The organism is Serinicoccus sp. CNJ-927, from assembly GCF_001942435.1.
GTDB classification, from domain to species: Bacteria; Actinomycetota; Actinomycetes; order Actinomycetales; family Dermatophilaceae; genus Ornithinicoccus; species Ornithinicoccus marinus.
Genome location: NZ_MKKF01000022.1, coordinates 1 through 22,215 on the forward strand (window position 1 = coordinate 1; position 22,215 = coordinate 22,215).

Sequence of the window (22,215 nt, forward strand, 5' to 3'; positions counted from 1 at the left end):
CCCAGATCGCCGACCTCGAGACCCAGCTGAACCAGTCTTTTGAGCAGCACCCGGACGCCGACATCTACCTCTCGCTGCCAGGCCTGAGTGACATCCTCGCGCCCGGGTGCTCGGCGAGCTCGGGGACGACCCCGAACGCTTCGCTGACGCCAAGTCTCGCAGGAACTACGCAGGCACCTCACCCATCACCAAGGCCTCAGGCAAGAAGAAGATCGTGCTGGCCCGTTACATCCGCAACAAACGCCTGTACGACGCGATCGACCAGTGGGCCTTCTGCTCCCTGAGCACCAGCCCCGGCGCCCGCGCCTACTACGACGAACGCCGCGCCGCGGACTACGAGCACCACGAAGCCTTACGCGCCCTGGGCAACCGATGGATCGGGATCCTGCACGGCTGCCTCAAACACCGCACCCCTTACGACGAACACACCGCCTGGGCCCACCGCCACCCCGCCGCAGCTTGACAAGCTAGACCCTGGGATATCTACGTCGACGGCTCGATGCTCGACCCGCTCGAGGGGGCTGGTGCGCGGCTGGTCAACCGGGACCGGATGTGGCACTACGTCGAGGGCATACCCCACCACTCGCCGGTGTGGCCCGGGCACGGCATCCGGATCCTGCCGGGCCCGAGCAGCCTGTGGCTGGACGCGACCGGCCGGCGGCTCCCGGCGCCCTACCTGCCCGGTTTCGACACCCTCGGCACCCTCGCGCACCTGCGCAGGACGGCACCGCACCACGACCACAGTTGGTTCGTGGCGAGCCGGACCGTGCTCGGCAAGGAGTATGCGCTCTCCGGGTCGGAGCAGAACCCCGACCTCACCGGGCGCTCGGTGCGGCAGGTGCTGGGCAGGGTGACGACCGACGTGCCGGCCACGGTGCAGGCCTTCGTCGACCACGGGGCGGACGTCGTCGAGGCGAGCACCGTGGAGGAGCTCGTCGCGCGCATGAACGCGCTGACCGGCGAAGACCTGCTCGACCCGGCGCACGTCCGGGCGCTGGTCGAGGCGCGCGACCGCGAGCTCGCCAACGGCTACGGCAAGGACGTGCAGGTGGCGCTGGTGCGTGCGGCACGGGCCTCGCTGGGCGACAAGCTCATCCGCACCGCCGCGCCGCACCGCTTCCTGGACCCGAGGCACGGGCCGCTGGTCGCCGTGCGGCTGCGCGTCCTGACCCGCAAGACCCTCGGCGGGGCGCAGACCGACCTCGACTCCCGCGCGCTCGACGACCGCGGCGACCCGATCCCCGGCCTGTATGCCGCCGGCGAGGTCGCCGGCTTCGGCGGCGGCGGGGTGCACGGCTACCGGTCGCTGGAGGGCACCTTCCTGGGCGGGTGCCTCTTCACCGGGCGCGCGGCGGGCCGGGCGGCCGCGGCATGAGCCGATGACGGCCTGGGGCGCGACCCTGTCGGCCGGGAGCGGCACGATGCCCCACACGCCGACCGAGTGCTTCCGGCGCAGCCCCTCGATCGCGCGAGATGGCGCGCGGATCCTACGACCTCGGTCCACGGGGGACGCTGTCGCTGCTCTGGAGGACCGGGCGGGAGCTCGTGGCCCTGTGGGACGGCCAGGAGGTGGCCTGCGGCGAGGCGGAGCAGCGGCACCCGCTGCCGTTCCCGTATGCCCTGATGCCGCTACGCCTCGACGGCGTCGACGTCGGGTGCGAGCGGCAGCCCGTGGAGCCGCGTCCGCGCTCGCCGCTCCGGGCGCGTGAGCAGCTCGTGGCCACGGCTGGAGATCACGCCTGGACGTATACCGTGCGCGGACCGCGCGTGCCCCGTCCCGACCAGGAGGTGACCCGGGGGACGCACCGTGCCGAGCTGGCGCGTGCCGACGGGACGGTGCTGACCGAGCACCGTCTCCCTCCGCTGCTCGACAGCTTCGGCTCCGGGACCCCGGACTCGCTGGAGGTGGCGTGGGTCGAGGGGATCACCGTCGCCGAGCTCGTGATCAGCCTGATGTGGACGACCGACGGGCTCTACCGCGGGGTCGCCCCGGCGGGGCTGCGGACGGCGAACCTCGACTTCTGGTGAGACGGGTCGACGCCGTCAGGGACGGTGCCGCGGGGTCTCGCCGCCCTCGCGCAGCAGTGCCTGGCGCAGCGCCGCGCTCAGGCGCTCCGGCTCGCGGGTTGGGATCACCACCGGCCCCTGTCCGTCGACCATCATGCCGACGCCCTTCATCCCCAGCGGCACGGCATACCCCCCTCCGACCGCCTTACCGGGGACCTGCTCCTCACCCGGGCCGCGGACACTCCACGGGTCGATCGTGCTGAGCGGGATCCGGTCGCGACCTATGCGGAGCTCGCTGTCGGTGATCCTCAGCCGTCCGTAGAGGTTGATGCTGAACAGCGTCAATGCGGTGATGCCGGCCAACGTGACGAGCAGCGCGAGCATGATCGGCGCGTTCCGCGGGTCATGCCGCCACATCAAGCCACCCAGGGTGACCGTGACGACGGCAAGGATGACCCAGGCTACGGCCGGGATCGGACGGTGGCGGTAGCGGACCCGGTCATCCATGACGCGATAGTAGTTGTGGTTGGCTGCACCCGTGGACTTCGCGACCCTGCGCCGCAAGGCGAGCACCGCTGCGCTGCTCGGCTTCCGGGTGACGCCGGGACCGGTGAAGCGGGCCGTGGTCCGCACCGTCGCCCCGAGCTACACGGTCGGCGCCGTGTGCGTCCTCGAGCACGACGGCGAGTTCCTCGTGCTGTGGCAGCCGCACCGGCGCGGCTGGAGCCTGCCCGGCGGACTGCTCGGCCGGGCCGAGGATCCGGCGGACGCGGTGCGACGGGAGGTCGCCGAGGAGGTCGGGCTCGACGTTGACCCCGGTGACCCGGTCACGGTGCGGGTCGACCCGGTCGAGCAGGGGGTGGACGTGGTCTTCCGGGTGCGTCTGGACCAGCGGCCGGACCTGGCGCTCGCGACCGAGGCGCGCAAGGCCCGGTGGACCAGCCGGGCCGAGCTCGGTCCGGCCGACCGGGACACCCGAGGCATCCTGGACGTGCTGGCCCGGGCCGCGGACGCGCCACGCCCGGGGCGGCTGCTCGACCTGCCGCGCTAGGGCACGGCTGTCACAGTGGGGGTATGCGGCGACCTCGGACACTCCTCGCGCTGGCCGGCGTGCTGACGCTGGGGGGCTGCGCCGGCGGAGACGGCGGAGGCGCCCCGGAGGACGCGGCTGGCACGCAGGCAGGTGCCACCTCGGCGGCGCCCGAGCCCGACGACGGGGAGGCGCCCGACGGGGGAGAGGGCGGCGACGGCGAGGAGGGGCAGCAGGAGGCTGCGCCCACGACCGAGGAACCTGCTGAGCTCCCGCGCGGTGGCCGGGAGATCTTCCCCGACTTCCGCCTCGTGGGGTATGTCGGTCATCCGGACTCCCCGGCGATGGGCCGGCTTGGCATCGGGGACCCCGACGAGCGGGCCGCGGAGATCGAGACCGAGCTCGCCGGTTTCGCCGGCGACCGTGAGATGCTCCCGGTGCTGGAGCTCGTCGTCTCGATCGCGCACCCGGTGCCGGGTGAGGACGGCAGCTTCCGCACCCAGGTCACCGACCAGATGATCGAGGACCACCTCGACCTCGCCCGCAGGCACGACGCGATGCTGCTGCTCAACATCCAGACCGGCGCGGTCCCCTTCCCGGACGAGGTGCGCGACTTCGAGGAGTGGCTGGTCGAGCCGGACGTGGGGGTGGCCCTCGACCCGGAGTGGGCGGTGTCGCCCGGGCAGGTCCCGGGCGAGGTCTACGGCAGCACGACCGGGGCAGAGCTGGACGAGGTCGCGGCATACCTCGCCGGGCTGGTGGAGGAGCACGACCTGCCGGAGAAGGCGATGGTCTACCACCAGGTCCACGCGAGCGTCGTGCAGGACGAGGCGGCGCTGACCGAGCACGACGGTGTCGCGGCGATCAAGTCGGTGGACGGCATCGGGCACCCGCAGGACAAGGTCTCCACCTACGACCTGGTCAACGAGTCCACGCCTGAGCACGTGCACGGCGGCTTCAAGCTCTTCCTCGAGGAGGACGTCGAGTTCGGCCCGCTCATGACGCCCGAGGAGGTGGCCGAGCTCGACCCCGAGGTGGAGTACCTCATGGTCGAGTGAGCACGACCTCGGTGTTGACGCGGGTCAGCGGTCGGCCCGGGGTATGCCCGGCGCGTCCGGTCAGTCCCTGACCGCAGCGATCGAGGCGTGCGGTCGTGTCCCGTCGCCCCTGCGTTGCTCCATCCGCGTCACTCGCCAACCGGCGTCACTCATCTCGACAGCCGTCGCAAGAGGGGACCCGGTGTAGGCGGTGGTCACCTGGTGGTCGAAGGCGGTGCGGTGATCACCCTCGAAGAAACCGAGCAAGAGGCCACCGCCGGGGCGCAGCGCCCCTCCGCACCTGAGCCAGGGCAGGTCCGACGGCGCCTGGGGTGAGGTGGATGAGGGAGTACCACGCCAGGATGCCGTCGTACCGGGCATCGGGGGCGAGGTCGTCGGTGCCATCCACCTCGAAGGAGATCCGCGCTGAGGTCGAGACCGTCGATGAAGGCGGCGTACTCCGCCGCTCGAGCACCATAGGCACCGGGTGTGCCCGATGCCACGCTCACGGCGCGACGGTGAGCAGGATCTTGCCGATGTGCTCGCTGGCCTCCATCTCGCGGTGCGCGTCGGCGGCGTCCTCCAGCGGGTGGCGGGACTGGATCAGCGGCCGCACCCGGCCGGTCTCGATCCAGGGCCAGACGTGCTCGCGGACCTGCCGCACGATCTCGGCCTTGTCGTCGAGCGACCGGGACCGCAGCGAGGTGGCCATGACCTTCGCCCGCTTCATCAGCAAAGACCCGAGGTCGAGCTCGCCGGTGCGGCCGCCGAGGAGCCCGATGACGACCAGTCTGCCGTCGTGCGCGAGCGCGCGGACGTTGTCGGTGAGGTACTTCGCGCCCACCACGTCGAGGATGACGTCGGCGCCGCCGCCCCGGGTCGCCTCCCGCACCTCCTCCACGAAGTCCTGCTCGTGGTAGTTGATGAGCACCTCCGCCCCGAGCTCGCGGCAGGCGGCCAGCTTGTCCGCCGAGCCGGCGGTGACCGCCACCCGGGCACCGAGCGCCCGGGCGACCTGGATCGCCATGGTGCCGATGCCGCTGGAGCCGCCGTGGAGCAGCACGGTCTCGCCCTCGCCCAGCCCGGCCTCCATGACCAGGTTGCTCCAGACGGTGCACGCCACCTCGGGCAGCGCCGCGGCGTCCGCCACGGGTATGCCGTCGGGCACGGGCAGCAGCTGGCCGACCGAGACGGCGACGGTCTCGGCATACCCTCCGCCGGCGAGGAGCGCGCACACCTCGTCGCCGACGGACCACCCCGAGTCCTCGGTCCCCTCGCCGAGCGCTCTGATCCGGCCGCTGACCTCGAGCCCGGGGAGCTCGGAGGCACCGGGCGGCGGGGGATAGGCCCCCTTGCGCTGCTGCACGTCGGCGCGGTTCACCCCCGCGGCGACGACGTCGACGAGGACCTCGCCGGCGCTCGCGGTAGGGGCGGGCACGTCGGCGGGGACGAGGGCGTCGGCCTCACCGGGCTCGGGGATCGTGATGGCTCGCATGCTGCTCACCCTAGGAGGCTTCAGCTCACAGCGCTGACCTGACGTCCGTCTGAGCGAAGTCACCCCCCTTGAACAGCAGCGGGGCATCTCGGCGCTGTGCGGCGGCGTAGGCGAAGCAGTCACCCAGGTTGAGGGATGCTGGGTGGCGCCCCTTGCCGAAGCGGCGCCAGGCGTCGACGGCGATCGACGCCTGTGCAGCGTCGAGCGGTGCGATGTCGACCCCGAGCCGGTCCAGCAGCAGTCTCAGATCCTGGGTCGCCTCCCGGCCCTGCCGGGTCTCCACGACGATGCCGACCTCGACGGATGTCGCGGCACTCATCAGGAGGTCCCCGGCGGCCCGCTGCATGACTCGGAGGAGGGTCTCGGCGTCGGGCTCGCCGAAGATGACGGCGGCGACCGCCGACGTGTCCAGAACGATCGTCACCCGGGCAGCCCCGCCTCGTCGTAACCGACGATGTCCTCCGGCGTCCGCGCGTCGATCACGGGGCGCCGACGTCCTCTGTCGATGATCCCCTCGAGCTCGTCCGTGCCCTTCTCGGCCCGGGCAAGAGCGGTGACCCGGGCCAGGCGCTCCTCGATCGCGCGCCTCGCGGCCACGGTGATGGACTCGCCCGTGGCGTCGGCGAGCTCTCGAGCCAATCGGTCCGTCTCGGCATCCTTGATGTTCAGAGCCATGGGTCAACCATACGAGGAAGAAAGGAGGACAGCGAGGCAGATCAGGTGGGAGCCTGGGCCAACCGGAGGGCGCTACCCGATAAGGATGCCCGCGATCGCGGCGCTCATGAGGTTGGCCAGCGTCGCGGCGAGGATGGCGCGGATCCCGAGCTCGGCGATCTCGCGGCGCCGGTCCTTGACCAGCGAGCCGAGGCCGCCGAGCAGGATGCCGAGCGATCCCAGGTTGGCGAAGCCGGTCAGCGCGAAGGTCACGATGGCCGCGGTCTTGGGGCTGAGCTGGTCGATGATCGGCGCGAAGTTGGAGAACGCGACAAACTCGTTGACGATGACCTTCTGCCCGACGAAGCTTCCGGCGGTGGTCGCCTCGCCCCACGGCACGCCGATGACCGTCATGAGGGGGGCGAAGGCATACCCGAGTATCTGCTCGAAGGTGAGGTCCGGCTGGCCGAACCAGCCGCCGACCGTGCCGATGAGCAGGTTGACCAGCGCGATGAGCGAGATGAAGGCGAGCAGCATCGCGCCGATGTTGAGCGCGAGCTTGAGCCCGTCTGCGGCGCCCGAGGCGGCGGCGTCGATGACGTTGCGGTACTCCATCCCCTCCAGGTCGTCCTCGTCGTTCGGTATGCCGTCGCCGTCCTTGTCGCCCTCGGGGTCCGCCGGCACGTCGCTCACCGGCCGGTCCTGCCGCTCAGCCGCCTCCGGGTCCTCCTCCGGTCCTCTGGTCGGACTCCTCGGGGTTGCGGGCCTCGTTCGTCCCTCGCTCGTGTCCTCACCCTTGTCGTCGTCCTCCGGCAGCACCAGCTTCGCCATCATCAGCGCCCCCGGGGCCGCCATGAAGGAAGCCGCGATGAGGTACTCCAGCGGCGCGCCGAGCAGCGAGTAGCCCACGAGGACCGAGCCCGCGACCGTGGACAACCCGCCGACCATGACGGCGAACAGGCCCGATCGGGTGAGCCCCTTGAGGTAGGGGCGGATGACCAGCGGCGCCTCGGTCTGGCCGACGAAGATGTTGGCGGCGGCGTTGACCGACTCGGCCTTGCGGGTCCCGAGCGCCGCGCCCAGGGCTGCGCCGAGCTTCTCCACGACGAACTGCAGGATCTTGAAGTGGTAGAGCACCGCCGTCAGTGAGGCGAAGAAGATGATGACCGGCAGCACCTGGAAGGCGAAGACGACCCCGGCGTCCTCCCCCTGGGGCAGCACCGGCCCGAAGACGAACTGGATGCCGGCGTTGGAGGAGTTGATGACCGCCTGCACGCCCTGCGAGACCTGCTCCAGCGCCCGCTGCCCCCAGGACCAGTAGAGGACGAGGATCCCGAAGAGCACCTGGATGCCCAGGGCCGCGAGCACGGTGCGCCAGCGCACGGCGCGGCGGTTGGTCGAGAGCAGCAGCGCGAGCGCGATGAGCGCCGCCATGCCGCCGATTCCCCAGAGCACGTCCATCGTGACCTCCTGGTATGCCTCGTCGCGGGTAGCGCCGACCGTACCGCGTGGTGCGGGGTCGGGGTCAGAGGTGGTTAGTCTGTGGCCACGACCAGTCGACAGCGAGGGGAGCGGTCGTGGAGCCGAGTGAGCAGCAGGAGGCGGTGCGCGCGGTCGCGCAGCGCTTCGTCGAGATCGCGCCGGCCGGGTGGGCCCGGCTCGTGGGCAACTGGGAGGCGACCCGGGTCGACGGCCAGGTCAACCTCAACTACCTGACCCTGGCGGTGGTCGACCTGCAGGACCGCTGGGGGATCGGGCAGCTCGACTTCGACGAGCCGCTCTACGACCTGGTCGTCGAGCTGCACGAGGGCATGGGCTCCTCCGGGGATCGGTGGAGCGTGCTCGACCTCGAGGTGGACGCCGACGGGGCGTTCCGCACCACCTTCGGCTACGGCCAGCCCAAGCGCAGCCTCGGCATCGAGGACGAGGAGTCGATGGGGCGGTTCCAGAACTACCTGGCGACGTGGGTCGCCGAGCACGGCGAGCGCCCGCAGCACTGAGCGGGCGGGCATACCAGGACGAGGGGGGGAGCGCGATGGCGGGCGACGACGAGGTCACGATGGTGCCCAACCCGTACCGGACGGCGCTGGAGCAGGCGCGGAACCGGTCGGTCGACCCGGCGGGTGACATCAAGGAGGCCCTCGACAAGGCCGACCGGGCCATGTCGTCGGGGTGCTGGGTGAGCACGACGGCCGACGACTTCGGCGCGGCGCTGGCGGAGCACAAGCGGACCCTGGGGCGGGTGCGTGACGACGCCATCCAGGACTTCGACGACGCGATCGCGGGCCAGCCCGAGCGGGTGGAGTCGACCGCCTGGCAGACCCGGTGGCAGAAGATGGCGGGGTTGCGCTGATGGCGACCTGCTCGATCCACATCCCGGGCTTCACCGACCTCGTCGCGGGCGTGGGGAAGGTGCGCTCCGACCTGCCGCTCGACCGGAGCACGGTGTCCGGCAACCTCAGCGGGGTGATGCTCGGGACCGGCTCGCTCTCCCGGGTCGACGACGTGCTCAGCTGGGCCGACGGCGAGGTGCGCGGCCTGCACCGGCGGCTGGCGATGGCGCAGCAGATCGAGGCCTCGACCCCGGGCGTGCAGATGTATGCCCAGTTCGACGAGGACGACGTCTCCACCAAGAGCCAGGCCCAGGTCGAGGCCGACGCGAAGAAGGTCGCCGACTACCTCGAGGAGGGCGGGGAGATCCCGCAGGAGATCCTCGACCTGCTCGCGGAGGGCCAGAACGACCCCTACTTCGCGCAGGCCCTGGCCGAGCGGGTCGACCTGGAGGACCTGTCCAACACCATCGCCGGCGCGGGGATGCCGCCGCAGCCCAGTGGCTACGACCCGGACTACCAGGAGAAGCTGGAGGCCTGGCGGCAGGACTACGACGCCTTGCTCGACGGCCTCGGGCAGACCATGGGTCTGGCCTCGCGCGGCACCGGCGACGTGGCCCCGCCGGAGGGGTGGAGCCAGCAGTGGATCGACGCGATCACCACGACCGACCCACCGGGGCAGGCCTCCCGCCTGGCGGCGGTGGTGTCCCGCGGCCGGTGGTCGACGGACTTCACCGTGGAGCTCACGCAGGCGCTCTACGACTACGAGACCGGGGAAGAGGGCTATAGGGGGATGTGGGGCCAGAGCTCATACCCGATGGGCAGCTACGTGGGAGCCAGGTTGCCGGACGGCACCGAGGCCTACGACCCGATGGCACTCGTGCTGGAGGCTGTCGCGAAGGATCCCGAGGCGGGGATGCGCCTGGTGAAAGAGGCGGGCCGCACCACTGTCGAGGTGGAGGGTGAGTCGCACCAGGTCTCATCCTTCGTCGACTATCTGCTCACCGCACGCAAGTGGCCAGTCGACGACGGAGCGGCCGCCGGCGAGATGCTGAGCAGTTCCATCACCCCGTACGAGGGTGGCAGCACTTACTCCCTGACCGTGGGTGAGGACGTTCGGCTCGTCTCGAAGGCCTTCGAGGAGGAGGTCCTCGCGCGCACCGAGGACAAGCCGTGGTGGTCGGACGCGGGACACCTCTTCCTGGACGTGCTGGGCCTGGTCCCCGTCATCGGCGAGCCCATCGACGGGGTCAACGCCGCCTGGTACTACGCCGAGGGCGATGTCGTCAACGGCAGCCTCACGGTCGTCGCGATGGTGCCGTTGGCGGGATGGGGCGGGACCGGAGCCAAGTGGGGAACAAAGGTGTTCAAAGGCAGCGACGCGGCCAAGTTCATCGATGAGGTCGGGGGCAAGGTCCTCGACGATGCCATCGACGCAGCACCAGTGCCGACCGTGGCGAAGGCCGACGGACTGCCGGGCAAGGTGGACGTCCCCTCGATGAAGTTCACCGACGAGGCAAGTTTCAACGCGGCGGCCAACAAGGCCCATCCGAACGCCAGCTACGAGTACAACGGGGTGACGTGGAAGACGGACGAGTTCGGGCGCACGAAGGCCGTCGAGGGCACGATTACCGAAGGCTCGGCGACCCGAAGCAAGCTGCAGACGGACATCGGCAACACGCCCGGAGTAGCGGCAGACACCGACGTGGGCTTCCATCTCCTCGGACACTGGTTCGGCGGACCGACGAACCGCCTCAACGTCGTCCCAGGAAACGGCAAGCCACTCGCGGACGGCACGAAGAACCTCAACAACAGCGGTTACGCCAAGATGGAACGGTCCCTGCGTGACGCCATACGTGATCCCGATGTGGCGAGCGTCTCCGTCAAGCTGGAACCGAAGTACATGTCGACTAATGTCTCGGTGCGTCCTGATGCCTTCAATGTGGTCACGACCATCACCCGCAAGGACGGGACGATCGAGACCAAGCCATACTTCTTCGAGAACCAGAGGTAGCCCTGATGAGACCCGAGGCAGAATCGCAGCTGCGCAACATGGTTGCGGACTACATCGCCGTTGCGCCTGAAGGCTGGGTGCGCATCGTCACTTGGTGGGCCAAGCTGGGCGACAGTGCTGATGAGGCGTCTATGAGCGCGGTCCAGTCGCCCGCGGAGGTCGTCGTCAGGGGAGCCGATGGAGTGCTACGGCAGGAGTCGCTGGCCCCAGATTTCCCCTGGATGCACGTCAAGGCGATGGACGAGGCGCTCAAGGGGGACCCGGAAGAAGGATGGCTGGTCATGCGGGTCGAGATCGACGCCGACTGCGACGAGCCGCGCGTGGAGTTCGACCACGACACCCTGGTCCGGGCGGAAACCTCGCTCCAGGACCCGTGGGCGGACGAGGTACACCACTACCTGGAGCGGCACCGGGAGGAGCTGGAGCGGATGAGCGGACCGGCCACGACAAGCACGCCGGAGGACCAGTCGCGCCGTCGGTGGAATTGGTTCAGGTCGTGATGAACAAGGCGGGGGGAGTCGCAGTGCTGGAAGGCGAACTCGAAGCGACCGTCGGCGACATCGTCGACGCTTTCGCTGAGTCCTTTCCGAACTGGATCAGGGTCGTGATCTGGATCGGTCGTCTGAAGTACGAAGGCCAGCCCACCGACACCAACACCCGGCTCAACCGGGTGTTGTCGTACACCGATGGTGAGGTGGTCGCCGCCTACCACACCAAGATGCGCACCGTGTCTGCGCTGTATCGGCGCATCGATGCGCCGACGGAGGACGTGGACTGGACCCAGTGCCGGATCGTGGCTGACCGCGACGGCAAGCACCAGATCGACCTTGTGACCGACGAGCCGCGGCGAGACCTTGAGGGCGCTGGTTCCGACCCCTACTGGGATCAGGTCCACGACTATCTAGAACTGAACCGTGCTGAGGTTGGCGCGCTCGTGGAACGGCTGCGGAGCAGCGGCGACCTGCCCGGCGAGAAGAAGAAGTCGGGCCGAGGGGTGCTCAGCTACTTCCGCCCGGGAACGTGATTAGGACCACGAGAGCGCGTTCAGATGAGTGACCCAGTGTCGGTGGACCGGCAGGTCGAGACGATGGTCTCCGTCCTCACCTCCGACCATCCGCAATGGATACGCGCCGTGGCGTGGGTCGGCCGACTTCAAGAGGACGATGGCTCACCCGCCGAGAGCGATATCTACCTCAACAGAGTGATCTGTTGGAAGGACGGGGGTGTTGTCGCCGAGTACTACACCGGGTTCGACGATTACGAGGCCTATCGTGCGATCGCTGAGGCGTCGAAAGACGTCGAATGGACGCAATTCAGGCTGGTGGCTGACCGGGATGGGGAACGACAGGTGCGGTTCGTGACTGATGAACCACGAAGGCTGGCGGAAGGTGCGGCCACCGATAACTACTGGCGCCAAGTGCACGACTATGCCCAACTGAACGGCGACGACCTGGAAGCGCTGGTCAGACGGCTGCGGAGCACTGGCGACCTTCCCGGTGGGAAGAACAAGTCCCGGCGAGGCGTCCTCGGCTACTTCCGGCCAGGCGCCTGACGTCGGACACAGGGGAGAGGGTGCGCATGAGCGACTCGGAGTTGCTGGACCTGCAGGTCGAGGCGATCGTCTCGGTCCTCACCTCCGACCACCCGCAATGGATCCGCGCCGTGGCGTGGGTCGGCCGACTTCAGAATGATGACGGCTCGCCTGCGGAGGGCGACATCTACCTCAATCGGGTGCTGTGCTGGAAAGACGGCGTGGTCGTCCCTGAGTACTTCACCGGGTTCGGCGACTACGACGCCTACCGCGCGATTTCGCAGATGACGTCTGACGTCGATTGGACCCAGTTCAGGCTGGTCGCAGACCGAGATGGCGGCAGACAGGTCGAGTTCGTGACGGACGAGCCTCGGCGTCAGGTCGAAGGCTCGGCAACCGACCCGTACTGGCACCAGGTCGACGATTACCTCGAGCTGAACCGCGAGGAGGTCGATGCGCTCGTGGGACGCCTCCGAGCGAGCGGGGACCTGCCCGGGCAGAAGAAGCGGCGACGGGGAATTTTTGGGCTGCTTTCAGGTGGAGCATGAGTGCCGACGCCGGCGATCTCCAGGGGACTCTTGCCCCGCACCTCGATGAGATCGTCGCGACACTGGTCCGGGGCCAACCGGCGTGGATCAGGGTGATGTTCTGGGTAGCACGTCTGGCCGAGCCGGACGGGTTCCCGGCACCTGCTCATCTCAGGCTCAGGCTCAACCGGGTGGTGTCCTGGGTGGACGGCGCGGTCGGCGCGACCTATGGCAAGGCGTTCGAGCTCTCGGACGAGCTGCGGGCCGTGGACGACAAGACAGTCACTGTCCGTGGACGCAGTTGAGACTGGTGGCAGATCGTGATGGCCAGCGCGAGCTGCGGCTGGTCGATGATGAACCTCGCCGACAGTTCGACGACTCGGCGAGCTACCCGTACTGCCGACAGGTTCACGACTACCTGGACCTGAATCGTGACCAGGTCGATGCACTCGTGGATCGGCTGCGGGCAAGCGGGGATCTACCGGGTGAGAAGAAGAAGTCGGGCCGAGGGGTGCTCAGCCTCTTCCGACACCGTCGCGGCCAGCCGTCAGCTTCGAACCGAGAGGACTCCCGCGATGGATGAGCAAGCGCGGCTACACCTTCAGCGCTTCGCCGACGCCTACCGCGAGGCCGCGCCCGAGGGCTGGGTGCGCATCGTCACCTGGTGGGCCAAGATGGGCGAGTCGCCAGAGGAGGCCTCCCTCGACGCGACCATGGCGCCAGCTGTCGTGGTGCTTCGGGATCGCCGCGGATTCCTGGTGCAGGAGCCGATCGAGCCGATGAGCGAGCCGCTGCAGGACCTGCTCCAGCTCGAGGCGCTGGACCAACGTCATGCCGACTGGCTGGTCATGCGGGTCGAGATCGACGCCGACGACCCCGAACCACGCGCGGAGTTCGACCACGACACCCTGGTCCGGGCGGAGACTTCGCTCCAGGACCCTTGGGCGGACGAGGTGCACCACTACCTGGAGCGGCACCGTGAGGAGCTCCAGGGGCTGCCGGTGGAGCCGACGACGGAGGAGGCCGGGCCCGCCCTGGTCGACGTTCCCGGCGTGCACGAGATCGCGGACCGGATCGTGGACGGCCTGACCGGTGACCACTCGTCGTGGATCCGCGTCGTGATGTGGATCGGGCGACTCCAGCAGGAGGACGGGTCGACGGCGCCGAACAACGTGCGGCTCAACCGGGTGATCACCTGGGACGGAGCGCAGCTCGCGGCAGAGTACGGCCGCACCTCGACGGCTCATGACGCTATCGAGGCGCTGTACGAGGCGGCCGGTGGGATCGACTGGACCCAGCTGAGACTGATCGCCGACCGGGACGGCCCGCGCTCGATCCTCGCCGTGATGGACGAGCCGCGACGACCTGAGGAAGGGGCGGCGACCGATCCCTACTGGCGGCAGGTCCACGACTACCTCGAGCTCAACCAGGACGAGGTGGAGGCGCTGGTCGAGCGGCTTCAGGACCACGGCAACCTGCCTGGTGACCGAAGCGGGCAGAAGCGTGCCGGGTTACTCGGCTGGCTGCGGCGCCGGGGCTGATACCTGCCGGTCAGCCCACCGGGGAGCGTCCCTGGTCGCGGTGACCGAGCCGCGCCGACAGCTCGGCCGCCGTCTGCCGGACCAGCCGGACCACGGCGTCGATCCGCAGGTCACGGTCCGCGGGGTAGGTCACGGCGACCCCGGCCACCGGATGGCCGGAGTGGTCCAGCACGGCTGAGGCGACCGACGCGAGCCCGGGGGTCACGAGCCGTCCTCGACGGCATACCCACGGCCCCGGGTGTCGGTGAGCACCCGCCGCAGCTCGACGAGGGAGCGCGGCCCCTGCTCGTGCCGCTGCACGAAGGCCTCGCGCGAGGGGAAGAGCGCGCGCACCTGCGCCGCCGGGAGCGCCGCCAGGATCGCCAGCCCGCTCGCGGTGAGGGTCGCGGGCAGGCGCACCCCGGCATCGGTGACCAGCGAGGGTCGCCCGGCGACCCGCTCCTCGATGACGTAGAGCACGTCCGGCCCGTGCAGCACCGCCAGGTGCGCGTTGTGCCCGCACGCGTCGGCGAGCCGGGTCAGCCGCGGGCGCGCCAGCCGTTGCAGCGGCGCCTGCCGGGTGTAGGCCGAGCCCAGCTCGTAGGCGGCGACACCCAGGCCGTAGCGCCGCTCCTCGGGCAGGTGCACGGCATACTGCTGCTCGACGAGGACCGTGAGCAGGTGGTAGGTCGTGGACCGCGGCAGCCCCAGCTCGCGGGCGATCGTCGCCGCCGCGACCGGTGTCGCGTGCCGAGCGAGCAGCGTGAGGATGGCCAGCGCGTGACCCGCGGCGGGTGCATTGCTGGTCCCCATCCTCCCGAGGGTAGGCGCTCACCCGCCTCCGCGGGCGCTCACGCGTCCCCGGGCAGCCAGATCCGGTCGAGGTAGTCGCGCATCGAGCGGTCGGAGGAGAAGAACCCGCAGCGGGCGACGTTGAGGATCGTCGAGCGGCTCCACGCCTCGGGGTCGGCGTAGGCCCGCTCCACGCGGTCCTGGGCTTCGAGGTAGGACCCGAATCCTGCCAGCGCCATGAACGGGTCGTGGTTCAGCAGGTTGTCCAGCACCGCCGAGACGGCGCCCCGGTCGCCGCCGGTGAAGTGGCCGCTGCCGATGAGGTCGATCGTGGCCTTGAGCACCGGGTCCGCCTCGTAGAACGAGCTGGGGACGTAACCCCGCTGGCGCAGTTCCTCGACCTCCGGCTCTGTCATGCCGAAGAGGAAGAAGTTGTCCTCGCCGACGAGGTCGAGGATCTCGACGTTGGCGCCGTCGAGGGTGCCGATCGTCAGGGCGCCGTTGAGCGCGAACTTCATGTTGCCGGTGCCCGAGGCCTCCTTGCCGGCCAGCGAGATCTGCTCGGACAGATCGGCGGCCGGGATGACCTTCTCCGCGAGGGTGACGTTGTAGTTGGCCGGGAAGAGCACCTGCAGCCGGCCGTCCATCACCGGGTCGGTGTTCACCGTCTCCGCGACCGAGTTGATGAGGAAGATGATCTCCTTGGCCATGTGATAGCCCGGCGCCGCCTTGGCGCCGAAGAGCACCGTGCGCGGGGTCACCTGGTCGATCGGAGTGCGGCCCGAGAGGACTCCCTCGTAGACCGAGACGACGTGCAGCAGCTTGAGGGTCTGCCGCTTGTACTCGTGCAGCCGCTTGACCATGACGTCGAGCAGGTGGTCCTGCGAGAGCTCGATGCCGTCACGGACGCGCAGCAGCTTGCCGAGCCGCTCCTTGTTGGCGTCCTTGACGTCCCGGAACCGCTGCCGGAAGTCGGCGTCGTCGGCATACGGCTCGAGCTGGCGCAGCTGCTCCAGGTCGGTGACCCAACCGGTCCCGATGGTCTCGTTGATGAGGTCCGACAACCGCCGGTTGGCCAGGTAGAGGAAGCGGCGCGGGGTGATGCCGTTGGTGACGTTGGTGAACTTCTCCGGCCACATCGCGTGGAAATCGGGCAGCACGTCGTCGCGCAGCAGCTGGCTGTGCAGCTCGGCGACGCCGTTGACCTTGGCGCCCGCGACGGTGGCGAGGTAGGCCATCCGCACCGCGCGCTGCGGCTGCTCGGCGATGATCGACATCCGCCGCACCCGGCCTTCGTCGCCGGGGAAGGCGTCGCGCACCTCGAGCAGGAACTCTTCGTTGATGCGGTAGATGATCTCCAGGTGGCGCGGCAGCAGCCGCCCCAGCAGGTCGACGGGCCACACCTCGAGCGCTTCGGGGAGCAGCGTGTGGCAGGTGTAGGCGAAGCACTGCTGGGTGATGTCCCACGCCTCGTCCCAGTCGAAGCCCTTCTCGTCGACGAGGATGCGCATGAGCTCGGGCACCGCGATGACCGGGTGGGTGTCGTTGAGCTGGAAGATGATCCGCTGCGGCAGCTCGCGCAGGTCCACGTCGCGCGGCAGGGTGTTCTCGATGAAGTCGCGCAGGCTGCAGGCGACGAAGAAGTACTGCTGCTGCAGCCGCAGCTCCTTGCCCTGCGGCGTCGAGTCGTCGGGGTAGAGCACCTTGGAGATGTTCTCCGCGAAGATCTCCGCGCGGGAGGCCTGGGCGTAGTCGCCGGCGTTAAAGGTCTGCAGGTCGAAGGCCTGGTTGGCCTCGGCGCTCCACAGCCGCAGGGTGTTGACGACGCCGTTGCGGAAGCCGGGGACCATGTAGTGGTAGGGGACGCCGCGGACCTGCCAGGCGGGGACCCAGCGGGTGTGCTCGGTGCCGTCCTCGTCGACCGAGGTCTCGGTATGCCCGCCGAAGCCGACCTGGACGGCGCGCTCGGGGTGCGGGAACTCCCACGGGCTGCCCAGGCGCAGCCAGCTGTCCGGCTCCTCGACCTGGCGGCCCTCGACGAAGGTCTGCCGGAAGATGCCGTACTCGTAGCGGATGCCGTAGCCGATGCAGGGCTGGTCCATCGTCGCGAGCGAGTCGACGAAGCAGGCGGCGAGCCGCCCGAGGCCGCCGTTGCCCAGGCCGGGCTCGACCTCCTGGCCGCGCAGCGCCGCCATGTCGATGCCGCACTGCTCCATCGCCTGCTCGGCGATGCCCTGCAGGTCCGAGGCGAGCAGGTTGTTGCCGAGCTGGCGGCCCAGGAGGTACTCCGCCGAGAGGTAACCGACCATGCGCGTGGGGTTCTTGCGGCGCCGGTGCCCGGTCTCCAGCCAGGACGCCATGAGGTAGGAGCGCACGGTCCGGGCGAGCGCGAGGTACTGGTCGTTGATCGTCGACTGCGACAGCTTGACGCCCTGCCCGAAGTTGAGCTGGTCCAGGAACTCACGGACGAAGCCGTCGACGGTGCGCGGCGGCGAGGTCACCGGGCCGGTCGCCAGCTCGTGCGACGCCTCGAAGCTGGGGCCGCGCCGGTTGGCGTCGGCGGACGGGCTCTCGTCGGTGATGACGGGGTGCGGGTGCGTGGTGGTCACGAGTCGTAACCCTAGGGCCTCGCTGGTTCCCGGGCATACCTCGCGCGGGGCGTGTGTTGGCAACCGGGCCCGCCCTGAGAGCACCCGAGACCGGAGGAGACCGAGAGTGACCCCAGCCGACCAGTCCGCCCCCGCCCGTGAGGTCCGCCTCGTCGCCCGCCCGCACGGGTGGCCCGAGCCGTCCGACTTCGAGCTCGCGACGAGCGAGCTGCCCGAGCTCGCCGACGGGCAGGTGCGGGTGCGCAACGAGCTGATCTCCGTCGATCCCTACATGCGCGGACGGATGAACGACACCCGGTCCTACGTCGCGCCCTTCGAGCTGGGCCGGGCGATGGAGGGCGCCGCCGTCGGGGTCGTCGAGGAGTCCCGCGCCGAGGGGTATGCCGTGGGTGACCACGTCCTGCACCAGCTCGGCTGGCGCGAGGAGGCCGTCGTGGACGCCGAGTCCGCGCGCCTCGTCGACACCGACGCGGCGCCCGCCCCCGCCTACCTCGGGGTGCTCGGCATGACCGGGCTCACCGCCTACGCCGGTCTGGTCCGCGTCGCGCAGCTGCGCGAGGGCGACGTCGTCTTCGTCTCCGGGGCCGCCGGAGCGGTCGGCAGCGTGGCCGGCCAGGTGGCCAAGGCGCTCGGCGCGTCCCGCGTGATCGGCAGCGCCGGCTCCCAGGAGAAGGTGGACCACCTCGTGGACGAACTCGGCTTCGACGCCGCCTTCAACTACAAGGACGGCGACGTCGCCGCCCAGCTCGCCGAGCACGCGCCCGACGGGATCGACGTCTACTTCGACAACGTCGGCGGCGAGCACCTGGAGGCCGCGATCGGGGCCCTGCGGCAGGGTGGCCGGATCGCGATCTGCGGCGCGATCTCGAGCTACAACGACACCGAGCCCGCGCCCGGGCCCCGCAATCTGGCCCGGCTCATCCAGGTGCGCGGCACGATGACCGGCTTCCTCGTCTCCGACCACCAGGACCTGGCGGGCGAGTTCGCCGGGCAGGCCGCCGGGTGGCTGTCTTCCGGGCAGCTGAGCTCCCGCGAGACCGTCGTCGACGGCATCGAGCACGCGGTCGACGCCTTCCTCGGGCTCCTGCGCGGCGACAACACCGGCAAGATGCTCATCCGGGTCTGAGCCCGGGGCTGCCGTGCGGCGGCCGTCGCGGCCGGTGCAGCCGGGTCTGCCCCAGCGGTGTCGGCCGCCGGCGCCATGGGTGGGCCGTCGCGAGGGGCCTCAGGGGTGTCGGCGCGCGGCCCGTCCGGCCGCCGCGGGCACCAGCACCTCGAAACGCTCGAGGACCACGAGGGTGTCGTCGTCGACCGGCTCGCCGTGCGGCGCGGTGGCCGCGAACGCCTCGCGGTGGATGGCGCGCCAGTCCGCGAGGGTGCCGTTGCCCTCCCCCTCCAGACGGGCGTGCTCCGCGCTGACGTCGGCGAAGCGGCACACCTCCACGTCGGTGATCCGGACCAGCGCCCGCGGCTGGCCCGCCCCGTCGAGGATGATCGACAGCAGGCCGGGCTCGGGCAGGGCCAGGTCGAGGTCGACGCCGGTGCGGGTGAGGGTGTCGCCCTCGGCGGGCCCCTCGTCCAGGGCCTGCCGGGTCCGCGCGTCGGCCTCGTAGTCCCGGTAGGCGCTGGCCGTCGCGGTCTTCCGCCCGGCGAGCACCAGCCCGAGCAACCGGTCCGCGGTCTGCGGGTCGTCCTCACCGCCGAAGCTCCACGCCGGCGGCGGGAGGGTGTCGCTCACCTGAGCACCGGCATACACCTCGATGCGGTTGAGCTTGCCGCGGATGCGCGCGTCGGCCCAGAAGGCCGCGATCGCGCGGTCGCGTCGGTCCTGGTCCTGCCCGGTCGGTGTCGGCTCGTCCACACCGCCCACCCTAGGCTCTGCCGGTGTGAGGCCCTTCCTGCTGCTCGGCACGCGCGCCGAGGACGACGCCGCCGACGACGAGTACGCGGGCTTCCTGCGCTACGCCGGGTTGCGGGAGAGCGAGCTGCACCGGGTGCGCGTCGAGGCGGCGCCGCTGCCGACGGTCGACCTCGCGGCCTACAGCGGGATCATCCTGGGCGGCAGCCCGTTCAACGCCTCGGACGAGCGGAAGGGCGAGGTGCAGCAACGGGTCGAGCGTGACCTGGCCGCGCTGGCCCGCCGCGTCGTCGAGGCCGATGTGCCGTTCCTCGGCGCCTGCTACGGGATCGGGCTGCTCGGCCTGGCCATGGGCGGGACGGTCGACCGCCGGTTCGGCGAGGCGCCCGCCGCGGTGGAGATCTCGCTGACGGAGCGGGGCCTGGCCGACCCGCTGCTCGCCGGTATGCCGGACCCGTTCTACGCGATCGTCGGGCACAAGGAGGCATGCGCCGTGCTGCCGCCGGGTGCGGTGCTGCTCGCGTCGTCGGCGGGCTGCCCGACGCAGATGTTCCGGATGGGGCGCCACGTCTACGCCACGCAGTTCCACCCCGAGCTGGACGCGGAGTCGCTCGAGCGGCGGCTGCACATCTACGCCGGTCACGGCTACTGCGAGCCCGAGGATGTCGCGCCCATCGTGGCCCAGGCCGAGTCGGTCGACCTCACCCACGTGCGCAGCCTGCTTCCGGCCTTCGTTGAGCGCTTCGGCCACCCCGCGCCGGCCTGAGCAGAGAAGAGTCCTCGAGGCAGGGGCTGCCGCCGTCCCCTCTCGACCTGAGCAGAGAAAGGTCCTCGGCGCAGGGGCTGCCGCCGGCCCGCCTCGACCTGAGCAGAGAAAAGTCCTCGAGGCAGGGGCTGCAGCACCTGCGTAGGGCACGCTTCGTTGCTCAGGTTCCCGGCGGGTGCGCGGGCGCCGCCTGTCCGACCTCGTGGCCCGCCTGAGCAGAGAAAGGTCCTCGACGCAGGGGCTGCAGCACCTGCCTGGGGCACTCTTCGTTGCTCAGGTTCCCGGCGGGGTGGGCATGGCGGATGCGTCTGAGATCCGAGACGGCGAGGCCGTCGCAGGGGGTGACGCCGTCGCGGCAGACCGCTCCAATGGTCTCCATGAGCCGTCTCCCCGAGCCTGACCTGCCGCGCGAGGTCGTCGTCACCGCCGGCCCGATGTCGCACGCCGAGGTCGTGGCCGTCGCCCGGCATGGTGCCCGCGTGAGCATCGCGGGCGACGCCGTCGAGGGCATCGCCGCGACCCGCCGCATCATGGAGGACCTGGCGAGCGACACCCAGCCGCACTACGGCATCTCGACCGGCTTCGGCGCGCTGGCCAACACCAGCATTCCGCTCGAGAAGCGGGCGCAGCTGCAGCGCAGCCTGGTCCGCAGCCACGCCGCGGGGTCCGGCCCGGAGGTCGAGCGCGAGGTCGTGCGGGCGCTCATGCTCCTGCGCCTGTCGACCCTCGCGACCGGCCGCACCGGGGTGCGGGTCGAGACGGCGCAGGCGTATGCCTCGCTCCTCAACGCCGGCATCACCCCCGTCGTGCGCGAGCACGGCAGCCTCGGCTGCTCCGGCGACCTCGCGCCGCTGGCCCACTGCGCCCTGGCCGTCATGGGCGAGGGCATGGTCCGGGTCGGTCCGGAGGCGGGCGCGGACCAGGAGGCCTGGCAGGCCTCCCCGCAGGAGCTCATCCCCGCCGGTGAGGCGCTGGCCCGCGCCGGCATCGCCCCGGTCGAGCTGGCCGAGAAGGAGGGCCTGGCCCTCATCAACGGCACCGACGGCATGCTCGGCATGCTCGTGCTCGCCCTGCACGACCTCGACACCCTGCTCACCTCCGCCGACGTCGCGGCCGCGATGAGCGTCGAGGGCCTGCTCGGCACCGACGACGTCTTCGCCGCCGACCTGCACGCCCTCCGCCCGCATCCGGGGCAGTCCCGCTCGGCGGAGAACCTGCGGAGCCTCATGTCCGACAGCGCGATCCGCGAGTCGCACCGCACCGAGGCGTGCACCCGCGTGCAGGACGCCTACTCGCTGCGCTGCTCGCCCCAGGTGCACGGATCCGCCCGCGACACCTGCGGGTATGCCCGCACCGTCGCCGACCGCGAGCTCGCCGCCGCCGTCGACAACCCGGTCGTCACGCTCGATGGACGGGTCGAGAGCAACGGCAACTTCCACGGTGCGCCGGTCGCCCACGTGCTCGACTTCCTCGCGATCGTCGCCGCCGACGTGGCGAGCATCAGCGAGCGGCGCACCGACCGCTTCCTCGACGTCGCCCGCAGCCATGGGCTGCCGCCCTTCCTCGCGGACGACCCCGGGACCGACAGCGGGCACATGATCGCGCAGTACACCCAGGCCGCGCTGGTCAGCGAGCTCAAGCGGCTGGCCGCCCCGGCGAGCGTGGACTCCATACCCTCCTCCGCGATGCAGGAGGACCACGTGAGCATGGGCTGGGGTGCGGCCCGCAAGCTGCGCCGCGCCGTCGACGGGCTGACCCGCGTCGTCGCGGTCGAGGTCCTCACCGCCGCCCGCGCGCTCGACCTGCGCGCGCCGCTCACCCCCGCCCCCGCGACGGCGGCCGTCGTGGCGCTGCTGCGCGGGTCCGGCGTCGAGGGCCCCGGCCCGGACCGCCACCTCAGCCCGGAGATCGAGACCGTCGTCGATCTCGTCGCGGACGGCCGCGTCCGCGCCGCCGCCGAGAGGGTCACCGGACTGCTGCACTGACGCAGACCGGGCGGCCGGTCCGCGTAGACCGTGCGGCCGGTCGGAAGAAGAGCCACAGCC

The 22,215-nt window shown here is 70.7% G+C and carries 22 protein-coding genes and 3 pseudogenes; 17 read left to right on the plus strand and 8 right to left on the minus strand.

The genetic code is table 11. The features are described from left to right. From BJF86_RS07495 to BJF86_RS07505, 3 genes and pseudogenes are all read left to right on the plus strand, one after another. A pseudogene (locus BJF86_RS07495) lies at positions 1–463 on the plus strand (transposase); the annotation flags it as partial. Between the two features lie 21 nt (positions 464–484). Beyond that, positions 485–1,375, plus strand: a pseudogene (locus tag BJF86_RS07500) (FAD-binding protein); the annotation flags it as partial. A 98-nt stretch (positions 1,376–1,473) separates the two neighbouring features. Beyond that, the gene (locus BJF86_RS07505; protein WP_075817835.1) at positions 1,474–2,028 is read left to right on the plus strand and encodes a hypothetical protein; all 555 of its coding nucleotides are present in this window, start codon (positions 1,474–1,476) and stop codon (positions 2,026–2,028) included. Between the two features lie 15 nt (positions 2,029–2,043). Here the strand turns inward: BJF86_RS07505 and BJF86_RS07510 are convergent, their stop codons facing one another. Then, on the minus strand, positions 2,044–2,514 hold the full coding sequence (locus BJF86_RS07510; protein ID WP_083652787.1) for a DUF3093 family protein: 471 nt from the start codon (positions 2,512–2,514) through the stop codon (positions 2,044–2,046). Between the two features lie 31 nt (positions 2,515–2,545). Here BJF86_RS07510 and BJF86_RS07515 point away from each other — a divergent pair, with 31 nt between their 5' ends. Beyond that, positions 2,546–3,058 (plus strand): NUDIX hydrolase, encoded by a 513-nt coding sequence (locus tag BJF86_RS07515; RefSeq protein ID WP_075817839.1) that lies wholly within the window; start codon positions 2,546–2,548, stop codon positions 3,056–3,058. Between the two features lie 23 nt (positions 3,059–3,081). Continuing rightward, complete coding sequence (locus BJF86_RS07520) at positions 3,082–4,095, plus strand: hypothetical protein (RefSeq protein ID WP_075817841.1); 1,014 nt, start codon at positions 3,082–3,084, stop codon at positions 4,093–4,095. A gap of 484 nt (positions 4,096–4,579) precedes the next feature. On the opposite strand, the gene BJF86_RS07530 is transcribed toward BJF86_RS07520, so the two are convergent. From BJF86_RS07530 to BJF86_RS07545, 4 genes are all read right to left on the minus strand, one after another. After that, on the minus strand, positions 4,580–5,569 hold the full coding sequence (locus BJF86_RS07530; RefSeq protein WP_075818278.1) for an NAD(P)H-quinone oxidoreductase: 990 nt from the start codon (positions 5,567–5,569) through the stop codon (positions 4,580–4,582). Positions 5,570–5,594: 25 nt separating this feature from the next. After that, positions 5,595–5,993, minus strand: a complete 399-nt coding sequence (locus tag BJF86_RS07535) for a type II toxin-antitoxin system VapC family toxin (RefSeq protein ID WP_022925783.1) — start codon at positions 5,991–5,993, stop codon at positions 5,595–5,597. Continuing rightward, entirely contained in the window at positions 5,990–6,244 is a 255-nt protein-coding gene (locus BJF86_RS07540; protein WP_022925782.1) for a type II toxin-antitoxin system VapB family antitoxin, read from the minus strand. The genes BJF86_RS07535 and BJF86_RS07540 overlap by 4 nt, the downstream gene beginning before the upstream one ends. 72 nt (positions 6,245–6,316) lie before the next feature. Beyond that, positions 6,317–7,684, minus strand: a complete 1,368-nt coding sequence (locus tag BJF86_RS07545; protein WP_075817845.1) for a NupC/NupG family nucleoside CNT transporter — start codon at positions 7,682–7,684, stop codon at positions 6,317–6,319. Positions 7,685–7,800: 116 nt separating this feature from the next. Between BJF86_RS07545 and BJF86_RS07550 the strand changes: the two genes are divergently transcribed. From BJF86_RS07550 to BJF86_RS07590, 9 genes are all read left to right on the plus strand, one after another. After that, the gene (locus BJF86_RS07550) at positions 7,801–8,223 is read left to right on the plus strand and encodes a hypothetical protein (RefSeq protein WP_022925780.1); all 423 of its coding nucleotides are present in this window, start codon (positions 7,801–7,803) and stop codon (positions 8,221–8,223) included. Between the two features lie 35 nt (positions 8,224–8,258). After that, positions 8,259–8,576 (plus strand): hypothetical protein, encoded by a 318-nt coding sequence (locus BJF86_RS07555; protein ID WP_022925779.1) that lies wholly within the window; start codon positions 8,259–8,261, stop codon positions 8,574–8,576. Next, a complete protein-coding gene (locus tag BJF86_RS07560; RefSeq protein ID WP_075817847.1) occupies positions 8,576–10,567 on the plus strand; it encodes a DUF6571 family protein in 1,992 nt (663 codons plus the stop codon). Before BJF86_RS07555 ends, BJF86_RS07560 begins: the two co-directional genes overlap by 1 nt. Before the next feature lie 131 nt (positions 10,568–10,698). Continuing rightward, positions 10,699–11,067: a hypothetical protein gene (locus tag BJF86_RS07565; RefSeq protein WP_143553737.1), complete on the plus strand. Its 369-nt coding sequence runs from the start codon at positions 10,699–10,701 to the stop codon at positions 11,065–11,067. Beyond that, positions 11,064–11,591: a hypothetical protein gene (locus tag BJF86_RS07570; protein ID WP_075817851.1), complete on the plus strand. Its 528-nt coding sequence runs from the start codon at positions 11,064–11,066 to the stop codon at positions 11,589–11,591. The genes BJF86_RS07565 and BJF86_RS07570 overlap by 4 nt, the downstream gene beginning before the upstream one ends. Before the next feature lie 24 nt (positions 11,592–11,615). Further along, complete coding sequence (locus BJF86_RS07575; protein WP_075817853.1) at positions 11,616–12,119, plus strand: hypothetical protein; 504 nt, start codon at positions 11,616–11,618, stop codon at positions 12,117–12,119. A gap of 26 nt (positions 12,120–12,145) precedes the next feature. After that, positions 12,146–12,646: a hypothetical protein gene (locus BJF86_RS07580; RefSeq protein WP_075817855.1), complete on the plus strand. Its 501-nt coding sequence runs from the start codon at positions 12,146–12,148 to the stop codon at positions 12,644–12,646. After that, positions 12,643–12,930: a hypothetical protein gene (locus BJF86_RS07585; RefSeq protein WP_075817857.1), complete on the plus strand. Its 288-nt coding sequence runs from the start codon at positions 12,643–12,645 to the stop codon at positions 12,928–12,930. Before BJF86_RS07580 ends, BJF86_RS07585 begins: the two co-directional genes overlap by 4 nt. A 270-nt stretch (positions 12,931–13,200) precedes the next feature. Then, on the plus strand, positions 13,201–14,166 hold the full coding sequence (locus BJF86_RS07590) for a hypothetical protein (protein ID WP_075817859.1): 966 nt from the start codon (positions 13,201–13,203) through the stop codon (positions 14,164–14,166). A 10-nt stretch (positions 14,167–14,176) separates the two neighbouring features. Here the strand turns inward: BJF86_RS07590 and BJF86_RS07595 are convergent. Beyond that, positions 14,177–14,958 (minus strand): annotated as a pseudogene (locus tag BJF86_RS07595) (IclR family transcriptional regulator). 38 nt (positions 14,959–14,996) lie between these two features. Further along, entirely contained in the window at positions 14,997–17,546 is a 2,550-nt protein-coding gene (locus BJF86_RS07600; RefSeq protein ID WP_075817861.1) for a glycogen/starch/alpha-glucan phosphorylase, read from the minus strand. A 106-nt stretch (positions 17,547–17,652) separates the two neighbouring features. Between BJF86_RS07600 and BJF86_RS07605 the strand changes: the two genes are divergently transcribed. Then, the gene (locus tag BJF86_RS07605; protein ID WP_075817863.1) at positions 17,653–18,672 is read left to right on the plus strand and encodes an NADP-dependent oxidoreductase; all 1,020 of its coding nucleotides are present in this window, start codon (positions 17,653–17,655) and stop codon (positions 18,670–18,672) included. A gap of 99 nt (positions 18,673–18,771) precedes the next feature. On the opposite strand, the gene BJF86_RS07610 is transcribed toward BJF86_RS07605, so the two are convergent. Continuing rightward, on the minus strand, positions 18,772–19,407 hold the full coding sequence (locus BJF86_RS07610; protein WP_075818280.1) for an ASCH domain-containing protein: 636 nt from the start codon (positions 19,405–19,407) through the stop codon (positions 18,772–18,774). A 25-nt stretch (positions 19,408–19,432) separates the two neighbouring features. Here BJF86_RS07610 and BJF86_RS07615 point away from each other — a divergent pair, with 25 nt between their 5' ends. After that, positions 19,433–20,170 (plus strand): glutamine amidotransferase, encoded by a 738-nt coding sequence (locus BJF86_RS07615; protein WP_075817865.1) that lies wholly within the window; start codon positions 19,433–19,435, stop codon positions 20,168–20,170. A 377-nt stretch (positions 20,171–20,547) separates the two neighbouring features. Next, complete coding sequence (hutH, locus tag BJF86_RS07620; RefSeq protein ID WP_075818282.1) at positions 20,548–22,155, plus strand: histidine ammonia-lyase; 1,608 nt, start codon at positions 20,548–20,550, stop codon at positions 22,153–22,155. Positions 22,156–22,215 lie beyond the last annotated feature (60 nt).

Excerpts from the sequence above, each read along its gene's own strand:
- BJF86_RS07505 (WP_075817835.1), top strand. The coding sequence starts at position 1,474 with ATGGCGCGCGGATCCTACGACCTCGGTCCACGGGGGACGCTGTCGCTG.
- BJF86_RS07510 (WP_083652787.1), bottom strand. The coding sequence starts at position 2,514 with ATGGATGACCGGGTCCGCTACCGCCACCGTCCGATCCCGGCCGTAGCC.
- BJF86_RS07520 (WP_075817841.1), top strand. The coding sequence starts at position 3,082 with ATGCGGCGACCTCGGACACTCCTCGCGCTGGCCGGCGTGCTGACGCTG.
- BJF86_RS07530 (WP_075818278.1), bottom strand. The coding sequence starts at position 5,569 with ATGCGAGCCATCACGATCCCCGAGCCCGGTGAGGCCGACGCCCTCGTC.
- BJF86_RS07540 (WP_022925782.1), bottom strand. The coding sequence starts at position 6,244 with ATGGCTCTGAACATCAAGGATGCCGAGACGGACCGATTGGCTCGAGAG.
- BJF86_RS07545 (WP_075817845.1), bottom strand. The coding sequence starts at position 7,684 with ATGGACGTGCTCTGGGGAATCGGCGGCATGGCGGCGCTCATCGCGCTC.
- BJF86_RS07555 (WP_022925779.1), top strand. The coding sequence starts at position 8,259 with ATGGCGGGCGACGACGAGGTCACGATGGTGCCCAACCCGTACCGGACG.
- BJF86_RS07560 (WP_075817847.1), top strand. The coding sequence starts at position 8,576 with ATGGCGACCTGCTCGATCCACATCCCGGGCTTCACCGACCTCGTCGCG.
- BJF86_RS07565 (WP_143553737.1), top strand. The coding sequence starts at position 10,699 with ATGAGCGCGGTCCAGTCGCCCGCGGAGGTCGTCGTCAGGGGAGCCGAT.
- BJF86_RS07575 (WP_075817853.1), top strand. The coding sequence starts at position 11,616 with ATGAGTGACCCAGTGTCGGTGGACCGGCAGGTCGAGACGATGGTCTCC.
- BJF86_RS07580 (WP_075817855.1), top strand. The coding sequence starts at position 12,146 with ATGAGCGACTCGGAGTTGCTGGACCTGCAGGTCGAGGCGATCGTCTCG.
- BJF86_RS07585 (WP_075817857.1), top strand. The coding sequence starts at position 12,643 with ATGAGTGCCGACGCCGGCGATCTCCAGGGGACTCTTGCCCCGCACCTC.
- BJF86_RS07590 (WP_075817859.1), top strand. The coding sequence starts at position 13,201 with ATGGATGAGCAAGCGCGGCTACACCTTCAGCGCTTCGCCGACGCCTAC.
- hutH (WP_075818282.1), top strand. The coding sequence starts at position 20,548 with ATGAGCCGTCTCCCCGAGCCTGACCTGCCGCGCGAGGTCGTCGTCACC.